General features: G+C 30.5%; 20 protein-coding genes. 6 read left to right on the top strand and 14 right to left on the bottom strand.

Translation table 11 applies throughout. From position 1 onward, the window contains the following. Positions 1–113: 113 nt before the first annotated feature. The 3 genes from L988_RS11375 to L988_RS11365 all read right to left on the bottom strand — a co-directional run bounded on the left by L988_RS11375 (position 114) and on the right by L988_RS11365 (position 2686). A complete protein-coding gene (locus tag L988_RS11375) occupies positions 114–1061 on the bottom strand; it encodes an L-lactate dehydrogenase (protein ID WP_047384367.1) in 948 nt (315 codons plus the stop codon). A gap of 12 nt (positions 1062–1073) precedes the next feature. Then, a complete protein-coding gene (locus L988_RS11370; RefSeq protein WP_047384365.1) occupies positions 1074–2060 on the bottom strand; it encodes a bile acid:sodium symporter family protein in 987 nt (328 codons plus the stop codon). Between the two features lie 302 nt (positions 2061–2362). Further along, entirely contained in the window at positions 2363–2686 is a 324-nt protein-coding gene (locus tag L988_RS11365; protein WP_047384364.1) for a hypothetical protein, read from the bottom strand. 232 nt (positions 2687–2918) lie between these two features. Here L988_RS11365 and L988_RS11360 point away from each other — a divergent pair, with 232 nt between their 5' ends. After that, entirely contained in the window at positions 2919–3833 is a 915-nt protein-coding gene (locus L988_RS11360) for an SAM-dependent methyltransferase (protein ID WP_047384362.1), read from the top strand. A gap of 50 nt (positions 3834–3883) precedes the next feature. On the opposite strand, the gene L988_RS11355 is transcribed toward L988_RS11360, so the two are convergent. From L988_RS11355 to L988_RS11305, 11 genes are all read right to left on the bottom strand, one after another. Continuing rightward, positions 3884–4294, bottom strand: coding sequence for a DUF1499 domain-containing protein (locus tag L988_RS11355; protein WP_052191835.1), 411 nt, complete (start codon positions 4292–4294; stop codon positions 3884–3886). Between the two features lie 68 nt (positions 4295–4362). Further along, the gene (locus L988_RS11350; protein ID WP_047384359.1) at positions 4363–5721 is read right to left on the bottom strand and encodes a CehA/McbA family metallohydrolase; all 1359 of its coding nucleotides are present in this window, start codon (positions 5719–5721) and stop codon (positions 4363–4365) included. Then, the gene (locus L988_RS13330; RefSeq protein WP_052191834.1) at positions 5718–6590 is read right to left on the bottom strand and encodes an MBL fold metallo-hydrolase; all 873 of its coding nucleotides are present in this window, start codon (positions 6588–6590) and stop codon (positions 5718–5720) included. Before L988_RS13330 ends, L988_RS11350 begins: the two co-directional genes overlap by 4 nt. Positions 6591–6596: 6 nt before the next feature. Continuing rightward, positions 6597–7400 (bottom strand): ABC transporter permease, encoded by an 804-nt coding sequence (locus tag L988_RS11340; RefSeq protein ID WP_047384358.1) that lies wholly within the window; start codon positions 7398–7400, stop codon positions 6597–6599. After that, entirely contained in the window at positions 7401–8264 is an 864-nt protein-coding gene (gene phnE, locus L988_RS11335) for a phosphonate ABC transporter, permease protein PhnE (RefSeq protein WP_052191833.1), read from the bottom strand. It lies immediately after the preceding gene. Beyond that, a complete protein-coding gene (gene phnC / locus L988_RS11330) occupies positions 8248–8997 on the bottom strand; it encodes a phosphonate ABC transporter ATP-binding protein (RefSeq protein WP_047384356.1) in 750 nt (249 codons plus the stop codon). The genes phnE and phnC overlap by 17 nt, the downstream gene beginning before the upstream one ends. A 43-nt stretch (positions 8998–9040) precedes the next feature. After that, a complete protein-coding gene (locus tag L988_RS11325) occupies positions 9041–9961 on the bottom strand; it encodes a PhnD/SsuA/transferrin family substrate-binding protein (RefSeq protein WP_047384355.1) in 921 nt (306 codons plus the stop codon). Positions 9962–9984: 23 nt separating this feature from the next. Then, positions 9985–11259: a histidine-type phosphatase gene (locus tag L988_RS11320; protein WP_047384353.1), complete on the bottom strand. Its 1275-nt coding sequence runs from the start codon at positions 11257–11259 to the stop codon at positions 9985–9987. Positions 11260–11416: 157 nt separating this feature from the next. Then, a complete protein-coding gene (locus L988_RS11315; protein WP_052191832.1) occupies positions 11417–12283 on the bottom strand; it encodes an ROK family protein in 867 nt (288 codons plus the stop codon). 11 nt (positions 12284–12294) lie between these two features. Further along, the gene (locus L988_RS11310) at positions 12295–13659 is read right to left on the bottom strand and encodes a sucrose-6-phosphate hydrolase (protein WP_081990337.1); all 1365 of its coding nucleotides are present in this window, start codon (positions 13657–13659) and stop codon (positions 12295–12297) included. Continuing rightward, a complete protein-coding gene (locus tag L988_RS11305) occupies positions 13649–15019 on the bottom strand; it encodes a sucrose-specific PTS transporter subunit IIBC (RefSeq protein ID WP_047384351.1) in 1371 nt (456 codons plus the stop codon). Before L988_RS11305 ends, L988_RS11310 begins: the two co-directional genes overlap by 11 nt. A gap of 266 nt (positions 15020–15285) precedes the next feature. Here L988_RS11305 and L988_RS11300 point away from each other — a divergent pair, with 266 nt between their 5' ends. The 5 genes from L988_RS11300 to L988_RS11280 all read left to right on the top strand — a co-directional run bounded on the left by L988_RS11300 (position 15286) and on the right by L988_RS11280 (position 19165). After that, positions 15286–16272, top strand: a complete 987-nt coding sequence (locus L988_RS11300; protein WP_047384350.1) for a LacI family DNA-binding transcriptional regulator — start codon at positions 15286–15288, stop codon at positions 16270–16272. Positions 16273–16317: 45 nt separating this feature from the next. Then, the gene (locus L988_RS11295) at positions 16318–16881 is read left to right on the top strand and encodes a sugar O-acetyltransferase (protein WP_047384349.1); all 564 of its coding nucleotides are present in this window, start codon (positions 16318–16320) and stop codon (positions 16879–16881) included. Between the two features lie 166 nt (positions 16882–17047). After that, on the top strand, positions 17048–18238 hold the full coding sequence (gene megL, locus L988_RS11290; RefSeq protein WP_047384347.1) for a methionine gamma-lyase: 1191 nt from the start codon (positions 17048–17050) through the stop codon (positions 18236–18238). Positions 18239–18287: 49 nt separating this feature from the next. Then, a complete protein-coding gene (locus L988_RS11285; protein ID WP_047384346.1) occupies positions 18288–18863 on the top strand; it encodes a 2-oxoacid:acceptor oxidoreductase family protein in 576 nt (191 codons plus the stop codon). Beyond that, positions 18863–19165 carry a 4Fe-4S binding protein gene (locus L988_RS11280; protein ID WP_047384345.1) on the top strand — a complete coding sequence of 101 codons (303 nt, stop codon included), beginning with the start codon at positions 18863–18865 and terminating at the stop codon, positions 19163–19165. Before L988_RS11285 ends, L988_RS11280 begins: the two co-directional genes overlap by 1 nt.

Below are 19165 nucleotides of genomic sequence, written 5' to 3'. Positions count from 1 at the left end.
GAAAATCTTTATCCCTTTTTAAGGAATTGGACCTATTTTTCATCTTTAGTTAACAGATTCATTATTATGTAAGTTTAAGGGTATCATTTTTTCGATTAGATTTCAAATAATTTTTACTTAAAAGCTTTTTCACCAATTTTAATATGTTTTTTAATTATCTCTAGAGTTTCAGAAAATTTATCTTGTTCTTTTTCATTTAGTTCCAACTCTAAAACTTTTTCAACTCCATTTTTACCAATAATAGCAGGAACTCCTATATAAAGACCATTTTCTCCATAGTGTCCTTCTAAATATCCGCTACAAGCCATAACTTTCTTTTCATCAGAATACACAGCTCTTATAATATCCGTGCATACACAAGCTATTCCAAACTCTGTACTTTTCTTTCCTGAGTAGATATCCCATCCAGCTTTTGTAACAGTAGTTTGAACTTTATTGTAATCAAGTTTTTTACCAGTATTTTTTAAGAAGGATTCTAACGAAAATCCATTTATACTAACCTGAGAGAATACAGCCATTTGTGAATCTCCATGTTCACCTAACATATATGCTTGAATAGATCTAGCATCAATATTTAACTCATTGCTAAGAACTCTACAAAGTCGAGCTGAATCAAGTCCAGTTCCGGTTCCTATAATGTGATTATGTGGTAACCCTGATAGTTTTTGAACGTAGTATGTAACTATATCAACCGGATTTGTTATAACAACAAAGTAACCTTTAAATCCAGAAGCCATAATTTCAGGAACAAATGAATTGATAATTTTAAGTGATCCTTCTAGCTCTGAAAGACGGTTTTTAGAAATATTATCAATAGTTCCAACACTAATAACAACAATATCAACTTTTCCTAAATCCTGATAAGTTCCTTTTTTTACTTTGACTCTATGTGGTAAAAAACTAGCAGTATCCATACAGTCAAAGGCTTGAGACTGAGATTTTGCTTCATCAATATCTACAAGTACTAACTCATTACAAACTCCTTGAAGCATTAAAGATAAAGCACAATGACTACCTACATGTCCTGTTCCTACAATTCCAACTTTTCTTTGTTTAAACATAAAAATCTCCCCCTATTCGTATTGTGTATTTTTTATATAAACACCCTTTTTTAGTTTTAAATCTTTAGAGAATATATTTGCCAATAATGAACCAGAAATAAGATGTACAACTACTGCAATAGCAGAAGGTAAGGCAGTTAATGGATTGTTAAATTGAGCTGATAATCCAATCGCTAATGAAGCATTTTGTAAACCAACTTCAATTGAAATAGTTTTTCTTTTTTCAACTCTCATCTGAACAACCTTAGCAATTATGTATCCCACAAAATAGCCAATCCAGTTATGTAGGCATACAGCTACAATCAAAATAAAACTAGAGCTCAAGAAATTCTGTTTATTTGGTGCAACACACATTCCATTAATTAAAATCACAATCATAATTGGAAAAATTACAAAAACTTTTGTAAATCTTTCTAGTCGATCTTTCACAAAAAATCTAACCAAGATTCCTAACATAGATGGTAATAAAACGATTTGAAGAATACTGAAAAACATAGTTTTATATTCTATATTTAACCATTCTCCAGCTAAGTACATTGTTAATAGTGGAGTTAATAAAGGTGAAATAAAAGTTGAAACAGTTGTCATAGCTACAGATAAAGCTACATCTCCTTTAGCAATATATGTCATCACATTACTCACAGTTCCACCAGGGCAAGCTCCTAATAAAACCAGTCCTATTGCAAATGCAGGAGGAAGATTAAAAGCTTTTGCTAAAACAAATGCGACTAGAGGCATCACTGTATATTGAGCTAAACATCCAACAAAAACATCTTTATACTCAGTTATAACTAACCTTACATCTTTTAAATTTAATGTAAGCCCCATTACAAACATTGTGATTCCTAATCCGATATTAATAAGAGATTGTCCCATTAGTCTAACTTTACTCATCTGAACAAAAGGTTCTGGCTTTAAAAGTGAAAATACCGAGACTCCAACAACTAATAAGATAAAATATTTACTTAAAAAATCACTCAATTTATTAACATATTTCATTTTTATCAACTCCCGACAGATTATTAAAATAAAAAAAGCTTAAACCAAGGGCTTAAGCTTAAAATTTTTCTAATCCGCTCAAGCCTTGATTGTTAAAAACTAAAACAAGGCTTGAATTTTAAGAGGAAATAATCCTACTAACTTCAAACCACAGAGCATATTATTATTATCAGAATAAGAGCAGCTAATGTTTTTTTGTTAGTATTCATAATTTTTCCTCCTTTTTTATTTTTGTTAAGAGTTATACTATTCTATTTTTATTCAGTTGTCAAGAAAAAATAAAATTTTTTTTTCATATTTTTTCAATATAAACTTTTTCTACTTTTTTCTAGAACTTTTAAAAGCTTTTGGAATATTTTTTTATCATACTCTAAAGCAAATATTCCAATATTTTCTAGATACTCTCTTATAGATTCATTACGTGTTAAAGAGCAAAGTCCTAAATTTTCAAATTCAATTAAACAGCTTTCAGAAGATTCTGTTATTAAAACCTTTCCATTTTTTTCTAGACATTCTTTTATAAACTCATATGTCTCAGTTGATGAAAGGATCTCAAATTCTTCATCGATTTCTATATCAATTTTTAGATTTTTATCTAGTTTTTTAAAGTTTTTAAATATGTTCATAACTACTCTCCAGTAAATTTATTTGCTATCTATAAATATTTTACATCATATTTGACTTTTGTGTAAAATATGTGTAAAGCAAAAATTTTAGTAATTTTTTTGATAACATTATAGTTTAAATATATCATCTGAACTAGGTGAATAGTCAAGTTTTTTCTTTTCCTTCTTGAGAATATTTGAATAAAATGATATATTATAAACTTAGAAGAATATAATTTTTTAGGAGTGATAGATGTTTATTTATACAATAGTTAATATTGGAAGTGAAAAATCTTTAAAAGAGGAGGTTGCTTTAAAATATCCTGAACTGAGTTTTGCATACTCTAGACCAGGATATATAACATTTAAAGATAACAGTGGAAAATTAAATATAGATAGTAAACTTAATTTAGTTTTTGCTAGAGCGTATGGAATCTCTTTAGGTAGAACGAAACCTGAAAATTTAGAAGAGGAGATTTCAAAGTATAAAGCAGATGTGACTCATAGATTCTCTCTTATATCAGACGAAAAATCTGGAGAAACAGCTAATTTAGGAGATACGATTTTAGATGTTATTGAGGTTAAAGATGGAGAGTTCTGGTTAGGAATGAGAAAGGTTTATGCAGATTCGTGGAGAGTTATTGGAGCTAACCCAAATCTTATACTTCCTGAGGCTGCACCTTCAAGAGCTTACTTAAAAATAGCTGAAGCTCTTATTTGGACTAATTATGAGTACAGAGGTGAGGAGAGTGTTCTTGAACTAGGTTCAGCTCCTGGTGGAGCAAGCTATGCAATGCTCGAGAGAGGCTTTAAGGTATACGGTGTAGATAATGCCCTTATGGCTGAGGATCTTTTAAAGAATCCAAACTTTAAACATATAAAAGAACCTATGCAAAAAGTTCAGGATAGCGATGTTCCAAGACCTTGTCATCTTTTAGTTTCAGATGTAAATGTTTTACCATCACTTATTTTAAGCCAACTTAAAAGATTTATGTCTATAAGGCCAGGAATTCACACGGTATTTTATACTTTAAAAATAGGAGATAAAATCTCTGTAAAAGAAGTTCTAAAACATATTGATACATTTAAAACATTCGGTTTTAAAGAGATTAGAGCAACTCAACTGCCAAGTAATAAATCAGAAATCATGCTTTATGGAAAAAAATAGAATTAAAAAATAGAGGGATCCTTATAGTATCCCTCTATTTTATTAGATCTTTATTTTAAGGCTTCTCTTATTTTTTCCAATCTTTTTCTATTCACTCCAAAGTCATACCAACCAGTTTGAGCAGCGGACCTTATATTTATTATATTTTTATCCGGTTCAATCTCAAAATCAGCGATGTCTTCAAATCCGAAAAATTTGCTATAAAAAGCTACTTTTAAAAAATTTTGGTTATTTTCTAAAATTTTTCCCTCAAATTTTTGAATTACTTTGATAAGGTTTTCTTTGATGTCTTCATTTTTATTATTTATAGATATAGGCTCAATATAATGTTTTGAGTCTTTAGATTCACTAGAAACACAGTTAGGTTTATTAGGACAATCTTTTAACATGGTTTTATCACTTCCTTCCCCCAGTAAAATTGAAAAATAACAAGTAAAAATTATAATGAGATTCTTTTTCATAACTTTTCACCTCTTTATCTTTAGTATACCTTATTCTTCAATAAAAAGACAAATTTTTGTTAAAAGATTTATTTTCTGATATCTAGCCATTCTTTATTAGTTTTCGCAATATTTCCAAAGAATATCGGATTTGTAATTATAGCTATACTATTATCTTTATACCCTTCTATTCTAAAATAACTGTTTTGAGGAAGATTAATCTCGAGATTAATTTTGTCTCCTTCAATTTCAGAGTGAATTTGACCATTGATAATTATTTTCCAAGTAATATTTTCTTTGGCAGAAAGATTACATTCGATAAGATTACTATTTAAAGTTTCGCCAAAGAAAATCTCTTTTTTATTATTCTGAGTAGATATTTCATGTAAGCAAAGATTCAATTCACCAATAGTAGATATATAATTTTTTCCAACTTTTAAACTTTGAAGTAGATTGTTCACAGTAAATCCATTCATATGTACATAGTTTAATGGTTTTCCTAAGAAGCTTGAATTTTTGTCAACGAAATCAGTATGAGAATCACTTCCACCAACAGCAAATATTTTATACCCATTCATTAACAGACCATCAAAAGCTTTTAAAGCATCAATATTAAACTGAGTTTTTTGATTATTATAAGGAGAGTTTAAAACTTCAATTAAGTCAAAACTAGTTAGATCGATGTTGTAATTAACTCCCATAGTAGCATTTAAAGGATGATTCATAACTACAAGAGCATTTTGCTTTTTAACCCATTCAAATATAGTTTTTAAAAGTTCAGGTCCAACTTTTTTTCCCTTTAAGAAAGCAGGATAATCAGGCAGAGTTTTTAATCCTAAGAAATTGAAATGTCCATTTTCCATTAAAGTAAGTTCAGTTGATGGAATGATTGGTGAAATACTTAATGGGGTTTTAGTAGAAATAACATTGTGGTCAGTTAAAAATATAAAATCTAAATTTAAATCTTCAATACCTTTTGGTAGAGTTTTTAGCTCGAGTAATCCATCAGAGAATTTCGTATGAGCATGAAGCTCTCCTTTATACCATTTTTTTTCTTTCGAAAATTGATTCTCATAATTAAATCTAGATATATCCATAAAAGCTGAAGATTTATTCATATCAACATCCTTTAGAATTTCTAGTACAAACATCCCTTTAAACATATAAGGTTTAGTTATTTCAAGCTTCCATATTCCATCTGTAAGTTCTCCAGGAATAGCACAATTAGAACTATCTTCAAAGTTTTTACCACTATAGAAAATTTTTTCTTTAGCTTTAAATGTTGTTAAAATTCTAATTTGACCATTAGGATCTTTTAAAGTCACGGGGAAGTGTTCATCCGGACAATTTTTTAAAAATAAAATTATATTTTTTTTAAGATTTCTTAAATTAAGGTTAAATGTTAAAACTTCACACTCTTTTTCTGTGAATATACCATTTAAAATCATAGTGCATCATCATTTTCATTGTATGTTGGGCTCACATACTCCATAGAATCGTAGGCGACAGAGATATTAAAAGGTAGTTTTTTAACTAACTCTTCAATCTCTTTATGGGTTTTCATAGGATCATGTCCAAAATGCGTTACAATTATAGGAGTTTTAGAGTTGATAGATTTAAACTCTTCAAGTTTTGTTAAAACTTCTTTTAAGGTTTTTAAATCTAAATGATCAACATTATTTTTGTTACAATCTAAGAAAGTACACTCTATGACAATGCTATCAAATCTATAATTTTTTATAAAATTAAATGTTTTTTCAGAATAAACGCCAGTATCTGAGGCATGCAGTCTTGTAGAATTGTACTTATCTTTAATTATAAAGTTCATACCTAGCTCTCCCGCGTTAAGCCCCGTATGTCTAGCTTCTATTGGAGTAAACTCAAATCCTTCAAATTCGAAGGGTATAAAATTTTTCATAGGAGTGATATTTAAGTGTTGTGTTCTTTCAATTAATTTTGCTTGATGCTTAGGTTTAATACCTTTTTTTATTTCGGAATTAAGCCATTCATAAGAGATTTCATTAATAAAGACATGAACAGAATCTTTTATTTTTATTAACTCTTGGATATCTAAGTGATCGTTATGAGTATGAGATAAAACGATTCCTTTGATCTTGTTAAAATCTATTTTATTTTCGATAATTTGAGTTCTAATATCAGGTGAGAAATCTAGCAAAATTTTATCATCTAATAAAAACGATGATCTTTTTCTCAGATTTTTTCCTCCTAACTCTCTAATTTTTTTACAATAGTCACAAGAACAAAATGGATCAGGAATTCCACTAGCAGATCCAGTTCCTAAAAATATAGTTTTCATGTTTTATTAACCTCTTTCTGTATAATTTTTTAAAAGTGCTCCAGAAACTTCAACGAACACCGATATTGTTATTAATGTTATAAGCGCTGTTCCAGCAGCGTTAAAGTCATATGCCTTAATAAATTTAGAAACGATATATCCGATTCCACCAGCTCCAACAACTCCGATTACAGACGATTGAGCCATATTAGATTCAAATCTTAAAGCTGTCCATCCAGTTACAACTCTTTTTATATTAGGAACTACTGCAGCTTTCATAATATTAAACCAAGAAGCTCCAGTAGACCTTATAGCTAGAATACTTTCTTCTCCTAAATCCTCGATAGACTGTAAATAGGCCTTTGTTAAATAAGAAACAGTGTGAACGGATAAACCTAAAATTCCAGAGAAAGGTCCAAGTCCGATTGAAGAAACAAATATAACTGCCCAAATTAGAGATGGAACAGCTCTTATGAATGATAAGTAAGCTTTTATTCCTACTGCTAATGGTTTCCAAGGAGTTGTATTTGCTGCAGCTAAGAAAGCAAGTGGAAGTGAAAAGATCATTCCAACTAGAGTAGCGATAAATGCGATTTCAAACGATTCCCAAACAGCTATTAAAACAAACTTGAAAACAGTTAAATCAGGTCTTCCAAATTCAGCTAAAATACTTCCAAGTCTTGTCATTCCTCTAGAGAATCTATAAAAATCTAAATTTAATTTAAAGAATGAAAATACAAATAAAATCATGATACTTAACATTATTCTATTTAAAAATCTATCATTCTTATGATCTTTAATTTTAATTTTTCCAAAGTAGTTTTTATTCATTTAAATTATCCTCTTTCTTAAAATATTAGAAATTATCTCAGTAATAATAACGCAAACAACAATTAAGATTATTCCCATAGCGGCTGTTTTGTATTTCATTAAGCTTAAATTATTACTGATGTACATTCCAACTCCACCAGCTCCAACTAATCCAATTATAGATGATGATCTAATATTGTTTTCCAAAGAGTAGATTGTCCAAGAGATAAATCCTGGAAGAGCTTGAGGAATAGCACCGAATCTAATAACTTGAATATATGACATTCCAGTTGCCTTCAGAGATGTTAAAAGCTCTAAATCAACTTCATCAATAGTCTCGTAATAGAATCTAGTCATACTTCCGATATTTCCAACAGTCAGAGCAATAACTCCAGTTGTAATTCCAACTCCAAAAGCAGGAACTAACATAAGAGCCCAAATGATATTGGGTACATTTCTGATTACGGTCATAAAACCTTTAACTACAGTTCTAATCCATTTTATATGCATTGTTTTTTCTGAACATAAAAATCCAAGTAAAAAAGATATAATAGATGAAAAGACTAAAGATACAACAGCAACACAAAATGTATCTAGCAGCGGAGTCAAATAATCAGTATAACTTTGCCAATTTACAGGGAGCATCTCTTCAGTTATGAAAAATACAGCTTCAGGTAGTTGTTGTAAAAATACTGGAAAAGAAAATTCCATTCTTTGTGCAATTAGAAGATACACAAGAGATATTCCACCAAGTACTAACAAATCAGTTTTAGTACTAAAGAACTTGATAATAGATTTAAGAAGTTCTTTATTTGGTAAATTTGCAAACGGTTTAGTAAAAATATTAAAAGGTTTAATAAGAGTTCTATTAAATGTTTTGTCCATAAATCTCACCTATCTTTTCTTCTGTAAGATTTTCTGGAATATCATCAAAAATAATTTGTCCCTTATTCATTCCTATTATTCTAGTAGCATATTGTTTAGCAAATTCAACTTGATGAAGGTTAACAATACATGTAAGATTATCTTCAACACAGATATTTTTTAAAGTTTCCATAACAACTTCAGATGATTTAGGATCTAAACTTGCGATAGGTTCATCTGCTAATATTAATTTAGGATTTTGTGCTAGAGCTCTAGATATACCAACTCTTTGCTTTTGTCCTCCACTTAATTCAGATGCTTTCTTATAGCAATGATCCTCAAGACCTAATCTTTTTAATATGTTCAAAGCTTTTTCTTTATCTTCTTCAGAATAAAGTTCAAAGAATCCTTTTAGGTTAGACATATATCCAAGTCTTCCATGAAGAACATTTTGAATAACTGAAAGTCTTTCAATTAAGTTGTAATGTTGAAAGATCATTCCCATCTCTCTTCTTACTTTTCTTAAATTTCCACCAGATATTTTAGATATGTCTTTTCCGTTAAAAATAATTGCTCCACTAGAAAGAGGATTCATCGCGTTTATAGATCTTAATAGAGTTGATTTACCAGCTCCAGACGAACCTATAATAGCTACAAATTCACCTTTTTTTATATCTAAATTTATATCAGATAAAGCTAAAAATTTATTATCATACGTCTTGTTACCATTCTTTATTGAAACTATATTTTCCATTTTTCTCCCTTTCACTAATTAAATTATTTATTGTTTTATAAAATTAATCTGTACTGATTTCTGTTAAATTAAGATTTTTCATAACTTGCCCAATAATATCAAAATCTTTAGTTTCTACTTTTATATGTTGTTCGCCATCTTTTTTACCATAGAAGTTTTGCATAAAATTAGGATCATTGTAATTTAAGAAGAAGTTTTCTAACTTTTGTTTTAACTCTTTTGGTAAGTCTTGTTGTACTAACCATAAGTTATCAGGAATAACAGAACTTTTATAGATAATCTTATGATTATCTGGTGTAAAGAACTTTCTATTTTTTATGTATGAGTTAGATGATATAACTCCGATATCAGCATCTTTATCAAGTAAAGCTCTAACAGTATTAGTCGTTGATCCTGTTTCATAAGGTTTAAACTTAGTATTGAAATCATTTGTATCTTTTATAATTTTACTTGTAATAAGGTCATTTACTGGCCAAAGGTATGTTGAACCAGATGATTGTTTTGTATAAGCAAAAGTGTATGGTCTAGTTGGATTAATTAAATCCTCTTTTGTAAATCCATTTATATTTGTATCGGGTCTTGTGATGAAATATGAGAATTTTCCCCAGTATTCTTTGTTTCCATCTTTAGCAAAAGAGATAAGTGGTTCAATCTTAGTTCTTTGAGATGTTATGAAGTAAGGCATAGCACCAGTGTATGCAATGTCAGTTCTATTTTTTTTAGCTCTTAAAGATTCCCTTAATGCCATATCAGATGATGGTTCGAACCATTCTACTTTCATTCCAACACTAGCTTCTAGATCTTTCAAAAATTGATCTTTAGCTTTAACTTTCATTTCAAGATCCTCATCAATTCCGAAAGCTATAACTAATTTTTGTTCTCCACTGTCTTTTTTTCCACAACCAGATATAAATAAAGATGTTCCTAATAAACCAAGTGTTAATACTTTTTCAAATCTTTTCAATTTAATTCCCTCCAGATTATAGATTATTTTAATTTTGCTTCGTAGAAACTTTTAACGTCATTCCATTTATAATAAGGTTTCATAGAGCTATTGATAGGTAAACTAGCCTCTTTTTCATTGTGAAGCATTTTTACGATAACTTCGTTTTTATCATTTGTATAGAATAGCCACTGAACATTTGTTGACATTCCAGATACATCTCTACCTAACCAAGTTTTGTAAACATCTTCAACTTTATCTTGTTTAACAGCCATTCCATTAATTTCTAAAAGTGTTATGAATGGAATCATTGTTTCAGCATGTGCAAATCTTAAGTTTGCAGTTATATTTTTGTTAGCAAGAGCATTATCACTTGTAACAATGAAGTCTTTTAATAAAGGTAACGCAATTGTAGTAGCAATATCTTCTCCGTTTTTTCCAGGTCCTTTTTCGTAGAAGTCGTATAAGTTATCTACCTCTTCATACCATTTCAGTTGGTCTTGAGAGAATAATTTACCTATTCCTAAATCTACTCCGATATTAGATTGAATAATATAAAGGTCATAAATATTTCTAACAGCATCTGTAGGAGTTTTTAAAACAGATTTTCCTTTAGCGTCTTTTAGATTGAATTCCCCTTTTTCAAGTCTTGCGATAAACTCTTTTGAAAATAGTTTGTTTAAAACTTCATTGTTAAAGTCTTTACTTTTTGCATATTCTTTAACTTCTTTTTTCCATTTTCCATTATCAGCAAACTCCTCATATTCAGGAGAAAGGTCATAGAATCTTAATATTTCATCTTTTTCTCCATTTGTAGAAATTTTAAAGTTAGTTGCAGGAGTATATTTTGCTAATTCTCCCATAAAAGCATCTCTACTTTGTTGAGCTCTTTCTACATGCGTAGAACTAGCTATGATTTCTCTACCAAAGATATCTTGATTATTTTCGTAGAATCTTTTTGCAATTCCTCTTTGCTCTTCTGCCCCAACCTCAGTTAGAAGTCCATAGTTTCCTTTTTCAATCTCCATAATTTTGGCAACATTTTCTTTTAATTTAAGACCTTCAGGAGTGATTCCTCCATCTTTTTCAGCGATTGAAAGCAGTTCAAAAACAGATATATCATATTTAGGTGAAGAAAGATGTCTAGATCCATGTCTTCCTAGGTGATTGATGAAAAGTGGTTTATATCCTTCAGGTATAGGAGTAACTACTGATTTTTCAAAGTGATAAGGTTGTTTAGTTCCTAGGTACTCAAAATCTGAAGCATAAGCCATTGATGCACAAGCTCCAATTAGAAATAAAGTTGTTTTAATATTCATTTAATATCTCCCTGTATATAAATTTTTAATTATATCTATTATATAAGTAAAAGGTTAATACAAAATTAAAATAATGTAAAAAGTATGTTATTTTATATACATTAGGATAAATAAAAAAGAGCTATCATTTCGATAGCTCTTGTTATTTATATTTTGATTAGATATTTAAAGCCAAAGCGATAGAACCTAATAATCCAGCATTGTCTCCAAGACCAGGAGGGACAATATAATTATCTATATCTTCTAAAATCTCTTTAGTTTGAACATAGTTATTTAACAACTCTTTAACATTTTTTCTAATTAAAGGGAACAATTGCATCTGTTTCATAACTCCTCCACCAAGAATTATTTTTTCCGGCGAAGCAATTAAAATATAGCTCATAAGTGCTTGTGCAATATAATAAGCTTCAATTTCCCATGCTTTATGATCAACAGGTAATTCATAAGCTTTAACTCCCCATCTTTCTTCAATAGCTGGACCTGCAGCTAAACCTTCAAGACAGTCATGGTGGAATGGACATTTACCAGCATATGTATCCTCAGAATGTCTTCTAACAAATATATGACCCATCTCAGGATGTAGCATACCGTGAACTAGTTTTCCAGAAGTAAGAAGACCTCCACCGATTCCAGTTCCAATAGTTAAATACAAGCAATTTTTTAAACCTTTTGCAGCGCCCCAAGTTGCTTCTCCAAGTGCAGCTCCATTTACATCAGTATCGAATGCCATAGGCACATTTAGATTTTTTTGTAACTCTCCAATTAAATTAAAATCGCTCCAATATTTTTTTGGTGTTTTTGTAATGTATCCATAAGTTTCAGACTCTGGATTTGGATCGATTGGACCAAATGATCCAACACCAATAGCTTCAACTCCTTTATCTTTAAAAAAGTCGTAAACTTTTTGTAAAGTAATTTCTGGTGTTTCAGTAGCAAAGCTTACTCTTTCTAATATCTCCCCATTTTCAGTTGCAATTCCGCAAACGAATTTTGTTCCTCCAGCTTCAATAGCTCCTAATTTCATTATACCCTCCATTAAATTCTAAAAAACTTTATCATAGGTATAGTAAACACCATTTTGGTCATAATTTCAATACCTAAACTACTTTTATTTGGATAAATATTTGCAGTAAATACTTCTTCACCATCATTTAAAAATATTTCAACAGATGATTTATCCATAAAAATATGAATTTTTTCTAAATTTTGCAAAGTACAGCTTCTGTTTCCTGTGTATCCTGTTCCAGAATGATTTCTATCTAAGGTAGCTTTTTTATTTTTGAAATCATAGGAGAAAGTAGTTTTTTCGTTTTCATTTTTTCTTAAATCTATTTTGAAATCTGTATCTAGATTTTTTAAATCAATAATTAATTCATAAGTATCTCCACTTATTCCTAAATTAGAAAGATCAAAACTATTTTTAACTTTAATTTCTTCAAGTTGAATTTTTTCTTTTCTTAATTTTTTTAAATTAGGATGCGGAGTTTGGAAAATTTTATTATTTTTTATCTCCAAAGTTCTTGGTAATGTTAAAGAGTGTATCCAATTTTCTTTTTCAATTGTAGGATGATCTAACTCTTCAGGCATTCCCATCCATCCTATTAAAACATTTTTATTATATTCATCAATAAAAGTTTGAGGAGCATAAAATTCAAAACCACGATCTAATTCTATAAAATCATTTTTATTTACTTCATCTAACTCTCTTATAATATAACATGATTGATATCTGTTGTTGTACAAATCTCCGTCTGCATCTATTCCTTGAGGAGAGAAAAGTAAAGCTGAGCTTTCTTTATCAGTTATAAAATCTGGACATTCACACATAAATCCAAAATCTGCATTTATAACCTCTTTCTCAAAAGTCCAATTTATTAAATCTGCTGATGAAAATACTACAACTGTACCAGTCAAATCAACTCTTTGAGCACCTATAACCATTTTATAAATTTTGTTTTCAATAAAAACTTTTGGATCTCTGAAGTGACGAGTATATCCTTTTGGAATATCTTTATCATGTATAACGGGACCTTTTTTTTCGAAATGTACTCCATCTTTAGAGGTTGCTAAGCATTGATAGCTCTCTCTAACTCCATTATTTTTTACATTTCCAGTATAGAAAAGATGAATCTCTCCATCTTTTTCTATAGCGCTTCCAGAATAGCATCCATCTTTATCAAATGAGTCAGTTGGACTCAAAGCAACAGGGAGAGTTTCCCAGTTTATTAAATCCTTACTTCTTAAATGTGCCCAATGTTTTGCTCCGTGTTCACAAGCGTTTGGATTCCACTGATAAAATAGATGATATTCACCTTTCCAATAGATAAGACCGTTCGGATCATTTAGTAATCCGTACGGTGGTGCGATATGAAATCTACTTCTCCACATATTACACCTCATCTTTAAATCCAAGGATGATAGTTGCAGCTCCAGCTCCTATAAAGCTTATAAGCAAAGCAATTATATAGTTTATCATAGATTCGGGTTGAACAATAGAGATTCCAGGAATTCCAGTAACACCAACAGCGTTCATAGATACCTTAGTTAAAGTTATATATGCTCCTCCTAAAGCTCCACCAATAATAGCTCCAATAAATGGCTTTCCAAGTCTTAAGTTAACACCAAATAGTGCAGCTTCTGTAATTCCTAAAAGACATGAAAGTGCAGCTGGAAGAGCGATAGATTTCATATTTGTACTTTTAGTTTTAAAGAATACAGCCATTGCAGCTCCACCTTGAGCAACATTTGCCATAGACCAAAGAGGTAGTAGGAAATTTTTTCCAACGTTTGGATTAGCTAAAAGATTAGCTTCTATAGCATGGAAGCTGTGATGCATTCCAGTGATAACGATAGATGAGTAGCTTCCACCTAAAATTATTCCGGCAAAAACTCCTAAAGTTGTGTATATATATTGTAGACCGAAAGATATCCCATCTCCGATAACTCTTCCTAAAGGTCCAATAATAGTTATGCTTATAAATCCAGTTATAAGTATTGTTAAAAATGGAGTTACAATAATATCTAGCATATTAGGTACGATTTTTCTTAGATTTTTTTCGATTAAACTCATAACCCACACAGCAATCAGTATAGGTAAAACAGTTCCCTGATATCCAATTTTAGCAAAATTCATTCCAAATAGATTGAAGTATCCAGATATTCCATTTCCAACAGTCCAAGCATTTTGTAGAGCTGGATGTATTAAAATTCCTCCAAGGGCAGCAGCAAGATATGGATTTGCTCCAAACTCTTTTGCAGCAGAGAAAGCTAAGATAATAGGAAGGAATACAAAGGCTGTATTTGAGAACATATCAAGTAGTTCAAATAGCGACGAATCACCAGCAAACCACCCGAAAGTTTTCCCCATCCCTAAAACACCCATTAGTAAACCGCTAGCTACAATAGCTGGGATAATAGGTACAAATATATTTGAAAGTGTTCTAGCAAATCTTTGGAAAACGTTAAGATTTTTCATTTGATCTTTTTTTACATCTTCTAAAGAAGACTCTTCTATTTTAGCTTCACCTAAAATAATAGCACAAACCTTATTAACAGCTCCTTGACCCAGTATAATTTGTAGTTGTCCATTAGAGAAAAAAGCTCCTTTGATATCAGAATTTTTCTTTAAGTTGTCTAAACTAACAAGAGCTTGATCTTTAACAACAACTCTTAATCTAGTTGCACAGTGTCCAACAGTTGAAAGGTTATTTTCTGTTCCAATATTCTCAAGAATAAATTCAGCAGTTTTTTTATAATCCATTTTGAAACCTCCAAAATATAAAATTATTTTTCAATATGGGAACGGTCCCACATATGATTTAATATATTATATTTTTTACAAAAAGTCAATTTTTAATTTTTGTAAAACAGATATTTTAAACTAAAAAAAGTCTTAAGGTTTGTTTTATGAACGAATATATCTTTGTAAAATATATTTTTTTTGATAAAAATTGAAAAGTTAAAATCAATAGGTTATAATTTAAATTAATAGTTTTATAAAAAAATTTAGAGAGATGTGAAAATATTATGAAGAAAAAATTAACGATTAAAGAAATAGCAGAACTTTCAGGCGTGGGAAAAAGTACTGTCTCTAGATTTTTAAATGATGGATACGTCAGTGAAACTGTAAAAGAAAAGATAGAGAGAGTCATATCGGAAAACAATTATGAACCGAATGTTTTTGCTAGAGGAATAAAAGCTAAAAACAATAGATTTATAGGAGTTATTGTCCCATGTTTAGATTCAACAATTACCTCAACAATTTTGATGCAGTTAGATAATAGACTTAGAGAGTTAGGGTATATACCTTTAATAATAAATACAAATCATGATATCTCGTTAGAGTTAGCAAACTTAGAGAATCTTTCAAGATTAAAAGTTGAGGGAATAATATTGGTTGCTACAGAAGTCAGAGATGAACATAAGATATTTGTAAAAAAAAGTAAAATTCCAGTACTGTTTGTTGGACAGATTTGTGACGAAGCATATTCGATAGCAAATGATGAAATTGGTGCAGGAAAAACAGTTGGGAGTTATGTAGCAAAATCAGGACATAAAGATATTTTGTATGTAGGAGTAAATGAAAAAGATATCCTGGTTGGAAGTATTAGAAAAAGAGCTGTTATAAATGAGCTAAAAAAATATGATTGTGATGTGCAGATAATTGAAAGTGATTTTAGTTTTGACAAAACTGAAGCTTTAGTTTTTGAATATTTGAAAGATAACAAAGTTACATGTATAATATGTGCAACAGATAATATGGCTTTTGGTACAATTAAAGCGTTGAATACTTTGGGAGTAAAAATTCCAGAAGAAGTTTCTGTAGTTGGATTTGGAGGTTATAAAGTTTCAGATATAATTATTCCTTCACTTACAACAGTAAGATTTTTTAATGAAATGACAGGAAAGCTCGCAGCAGAAAGTATCGTAAAGTTAATTGGAAATCTAGAGATTGAAAAACTTCAAAGCATAGGTTTTGAGTTTTTAGAAAGAAAAAGCGTTGCAAAAATATGAAATTAATTGTATCATACAGACATTTGAAACTAAAGGGGGAAGCTTATGAAAACTGAAAAAGAAAAAATGATAGCTGGAGAGATGTATAATCCAACAGATGCACAACTTTTAAAAGATAAAGATGATGCTAAAAGATTTTGTCAAAAATATAATTCAACAGATGATACAAGCTATGAAATTAGAAAAAATTTAATGAAGAATTTTTTAGGAAAAACAGGAGAAAATTTACATATCGAATCTAATTTTAGATTGGAATATGGTTACAATATAGAAATTGGAGAGAATTTCTATGCAAATTATGATTGCTTACTATTGGATATCTGTCCAATTATAATAGGAGATAATGCAATGCTAGCTCCGGGGGTACATATATATTCAGCAACTCATCCAGTTGATCCAACAGAAAGAAACTCAGGGAAAGAGTATGGAAAGCCTGTAAAAATTGGTCATAATGTTTGGATAGGTGGTAGATCGGTTATAGCACCTGGAGTAACTTTGGGAGATAATGTTGTTGTAGCAGCAGGATCTGTTGTAACTAAAAGTTTTGGGGACAATGTAGTTATTGGTGGAAATCCAGCTAAAATTATAAAGCATATCGAAGTAAAATAGAGAAAAAAATAGAGAAAATGAAAAGCAAGCAAACTGATTCTTGCTTTTTTTTATTGCAATAAACATTCTAAAAAAAGTGTTATAGAACAGTTTTTGGTCTAAATGTTTGTTAAAAATATATAAAGGTGTATAATGTTGGCATAAGATTGATATGGAGGCGGTAGTTATGAATAAAAATATTAAAAGTGGTTTTGGAACTACATCTATTCATGGAGGAAGTACAAAAAATCCATTTGGAACTTTAGCAACACCAATTTATCAAACATCAACTTTTATATTCGATTCAGCTGAACAAGGTGGAAGAAGATTCGCATTGGAAGAGGATGGATACATATATTCTAGACTAGGAAATCCGACTGTGACAGTTGTTGAAGAAAAATTAGCTCTTTTAGAAGAGGGAGAAGCAGCATTAGCTACAGCTTCAGGAATGGGAGCTATCGCTTCAACTATGTGGACAGTTTTAAAAGCTGGAGATCATGTTATTTCTGATAAAACGCTTTATGGGTGTACTTTTGCACTTATGAGCCATGGGCTTACAAAGTTTGGAATTGAAGTTGAGTTTATTGATACATCAGACCTTAAAGCTGTAGAGAAAGCTATGAGAAGTAACACAAGAGTGATTTATTTAGAAACACCAGCAAACCCAAATTTAAAAATAGTAGATATAGAAAAAGTTGCTGAGATTGCTCATAGAAATGATAATACACTTGTAGTTGTAGATAATACTTTTGCTACTCCTTATTGTCAAAAGCCTTTGACTTTAGGTGCTGATATTGTTGTTCATTCAGCAACAAAATATTTAAATGGTCACGGAGATGTAATAGCAGGATTTGTGGTAGGTTCAAAAGATTTAGTAACACAAATTAGACTTGTTGGAGTTAAGGATATGACTGGAGCAGTTTTAAGTCCAATGGATGCTTATTATATAATTAGAGGAATGAAAACATTAGAGATTAGAATGGAAAGACACTGTTCTAACGCGAAAAAAGTTGCAGAATTTTTAAATACTCATCCAAAAGTGACAACAGTATTCTACCCTGGACTACACACACACCCAGGTCACGATATTGCTGTTAAACAGATGAAAGATTTTGGTGGAATTTTTGCATTTGAATTAGAAGGTGGAATTGAAGCTGGAAAAACTTTATTAAATAACTTAGAACTTTGTTCGTTAGCAGTTTCATTGGGAGATACAGAAACATTAATTCAACATCCAGCTTCAATGACGCACTCACCATATACAAGAGAGGAGAGATTAACAGCTGGAATTACAGATGGTCTCGTTAGAATATCTGTTGGACTTGAGAATGTTGAGGATATTATAGAGGATTTAAGAAAAGGTTTAGAATTAGTATAGTTTTCAAGAAAACTAAACGACTAAAAGATAATAAAAAAGGTGGTAGGGTATGAGCAAAATGGTAGAGATCAGATGGCATGGAAGAGGTGGACAAGGAGCAAAAACCGCTTCACTTCTTTTAGCCGATGTAGCATTTAGTAGTGGAATGTATGTTCAGGGATTCCCAGAGTATGGACCAGAAAGAATGGGAGCACCAATAACAGCTTATAATCGTATAGGAGATGAACCAATCAGAGTTCATTCAAATATTTATGAACCAAATTTTGTAGTTGTAGTAGATGAAACTTTAATAAAATCTATTCCTGTAGAAAAAGGATTGAAAGATGGGGGAGCAATAATAGTAAACAGTGAAAGAACTGTTGATGAAATTAGAGCTGAACTTAGAGGATATTCAGGAAAAGTTTTTGTTTGTAATGCTAGAAAGATATCTGAAGAGTGTCTAGGAAAAAACTTCCCAAATACGCCGATGCTAGGAGCTGTAGTAAAGGTTAGTGGACTTATTGCAGAAGATGAATTCATACAGAATATGGAGGAGTCATTTAAACATAAGTTTGCTAGTAAGCCTGGAGTTTTAGATGGAAATATGTGTGCATTGAAACGTTCGATGGATGAGGTGGAAGGATAATGAAAAATAAAAATGGTGTAATTATAGATGAAACTATCTCTTGGAAGGATATAACTCCTGGAGGAGTAGTTTATGAATCTGGAAGTGCGGAAAATTTTAAAACTGGAGATTGGCGAACAATGAAGGTTGAGTTTATAGAGGAAAATTGTAAACAATGTCTTCTTTGTGTTCCAGTGTGTCCCGATTCATCTATTCCGATGAAAGATGGAAAAAGAGTTGATTTTGACCAAGACCATTGCAAAGGCTGCGGAGTATGTTATGCAGTATGCCCATTTAAAGCGATAGAGTTCACAAAGGCGTAA

Origin of the sequence: Cetobacterium sp. ZWU0022 (assembly GCF_000800875.1) — a bacterium.
In the GTDB taxonomy this organism is placed as follows: Bacteria; Fusobacteriota; Fusobacteriia; order Fusobacteriales; family Fusobacteriaceae; genus Cetobacterium_A.
Note: the sequence above shows the minus strand (reverse complement) of the source record. Positions and strands in the feature narration are given on the sequence as shown.

Excerpts from the sequence above, each read along its gene's own strand:
- L988_RS11375 (WP_047384367.1), bottom strand. The coding sequence starts at position 1,061 with ATGTTTAAACAAAGAAAAGTTGGAATTGTAGGAACAGGACATGTAGGT.
- L988_RS11370 (WP_047384365.1), bottom strand. The coding sequence starts at position 2,060 with ATGAAATATGTTAATAAATTGAGTGATTTTTTAAGTAAATATTTTATC.
- L988_RS11365 (WP_047384364.1), bottom strand. The coding sequence starts at position 2,686 with ATGAACATATTTAAAAACTTTAAAAAACTAGATAAAAATCTAAAAATT.
- L988_RS11360 (WP_047384362.1), top strand. The coding sequence starts at position 2,919 with ATGTTTATTTATACAATAGTTAATATTGGAAGTGAAAAATCTTTAAAA.
- L988_RS11355 (WP_052191835.1), bottom strand. The coding sequence starts at position 4,294 with ATGAAAAAGAATCTCATTATAATTTTTACTTGTTATTTTTCAATTTTA.
- L988_RS11350 (WP_047384359.1), bottom strand. The coding sequence starts at position 5,721 with ATGATTTTAAATGGTATATTCACAGAAAAAGAGTGTGAAGTTTTAACA.
- L988_RS13330 (WP_052191834.1), bottom strand. The coding sequence starts at position 6,590 with ATGAAAACTATATTTTTAGGAACTGGATCTGCTAGTGGAATTCCTGAT.
- L988_RS11340 (WP_047384358.1), bottom strand. The coding sequence starts at position 7,400 with ATGAATAAAAACTACTTTGGAAAAATTAAAATTAAAGATCATAAGAAT.
- phnE (WP_052191833.1), bottom strand. The coding sequence starts at position 8,264 with ATGGACAAAACATTTAATAGAACTCTTATTAAACCTTTTAATATTTTT.
- phnC (WP_047384356.1), bottom strand. The coding sequence starts at position 8,997 with ATGGAAAATATAGTTTCAATAAAGAATGGTAACAAGACGTATGATAAT.
- L988_RS11320 (WP_047384353.1), bottom strand. The coding sequence starts at position 11,259 with ATGAATATTAAAACAACTTTATTTCTAATTGGAGCTTGTGCATCAATG.
- L988_RS11315 (WP_052191832.1), bottom strand. The coding sequence starts at position 12,283 with ATGAAATTAGGAGCTATTGAAGCTGGAGGAACAAAATTCGTTTGCGGA.
- L988_RS11310 (WP_081990337.1), bottom strand. The coding sequence starts at position 13,659 with ATGAGGTGTAATATGTGGAGAAGTAGATTTCATATCGCACCACCGTAC.
- L988_RS11305 (WP_047384351.1), bottom strand. The coding sequence starts at position 15,019 with ATGGATTATAAAAAAACTGCTGAATTTATTCTTGAGAATATTGGAACA.
- L988_RS11300 (WP_047384350.1), top strand. The coding sequence starts at position 15,286 with ATGAAGAAAAAATTAACGATTAAAGAAATAGCAGAACTTTCAGGCGTG.
- L988_RS11295 (WP_047384349.1), top strand. The coding sequence starts at position 16,318 with ATGAAAACTGAAAAAGAAAAAATGATAGCTGGAGAGATGTATAATCCA.
- megL (WP_047384347.1), top strand. The coding sequence starts at position 17,048 with ATGAATAAAAATATTAAAAGTGGTTTTGGAACTACATCTATTCATGGA.
- L988_RS11285 (WP_047384346.1), top strand. The coding sequence starts at position 18,288 with ATGAGCAAAATGGTAGAGATCAGATGGCATGGAAGAGGTGGACAAGGA.
- L988_RS11280 (WP_047384345.1), top strand. The coding sequence starts at position 18,863 with ATGAAAAATAAAAATGGTGTAATTATAGATGAAACTATCTCTTGGAAG.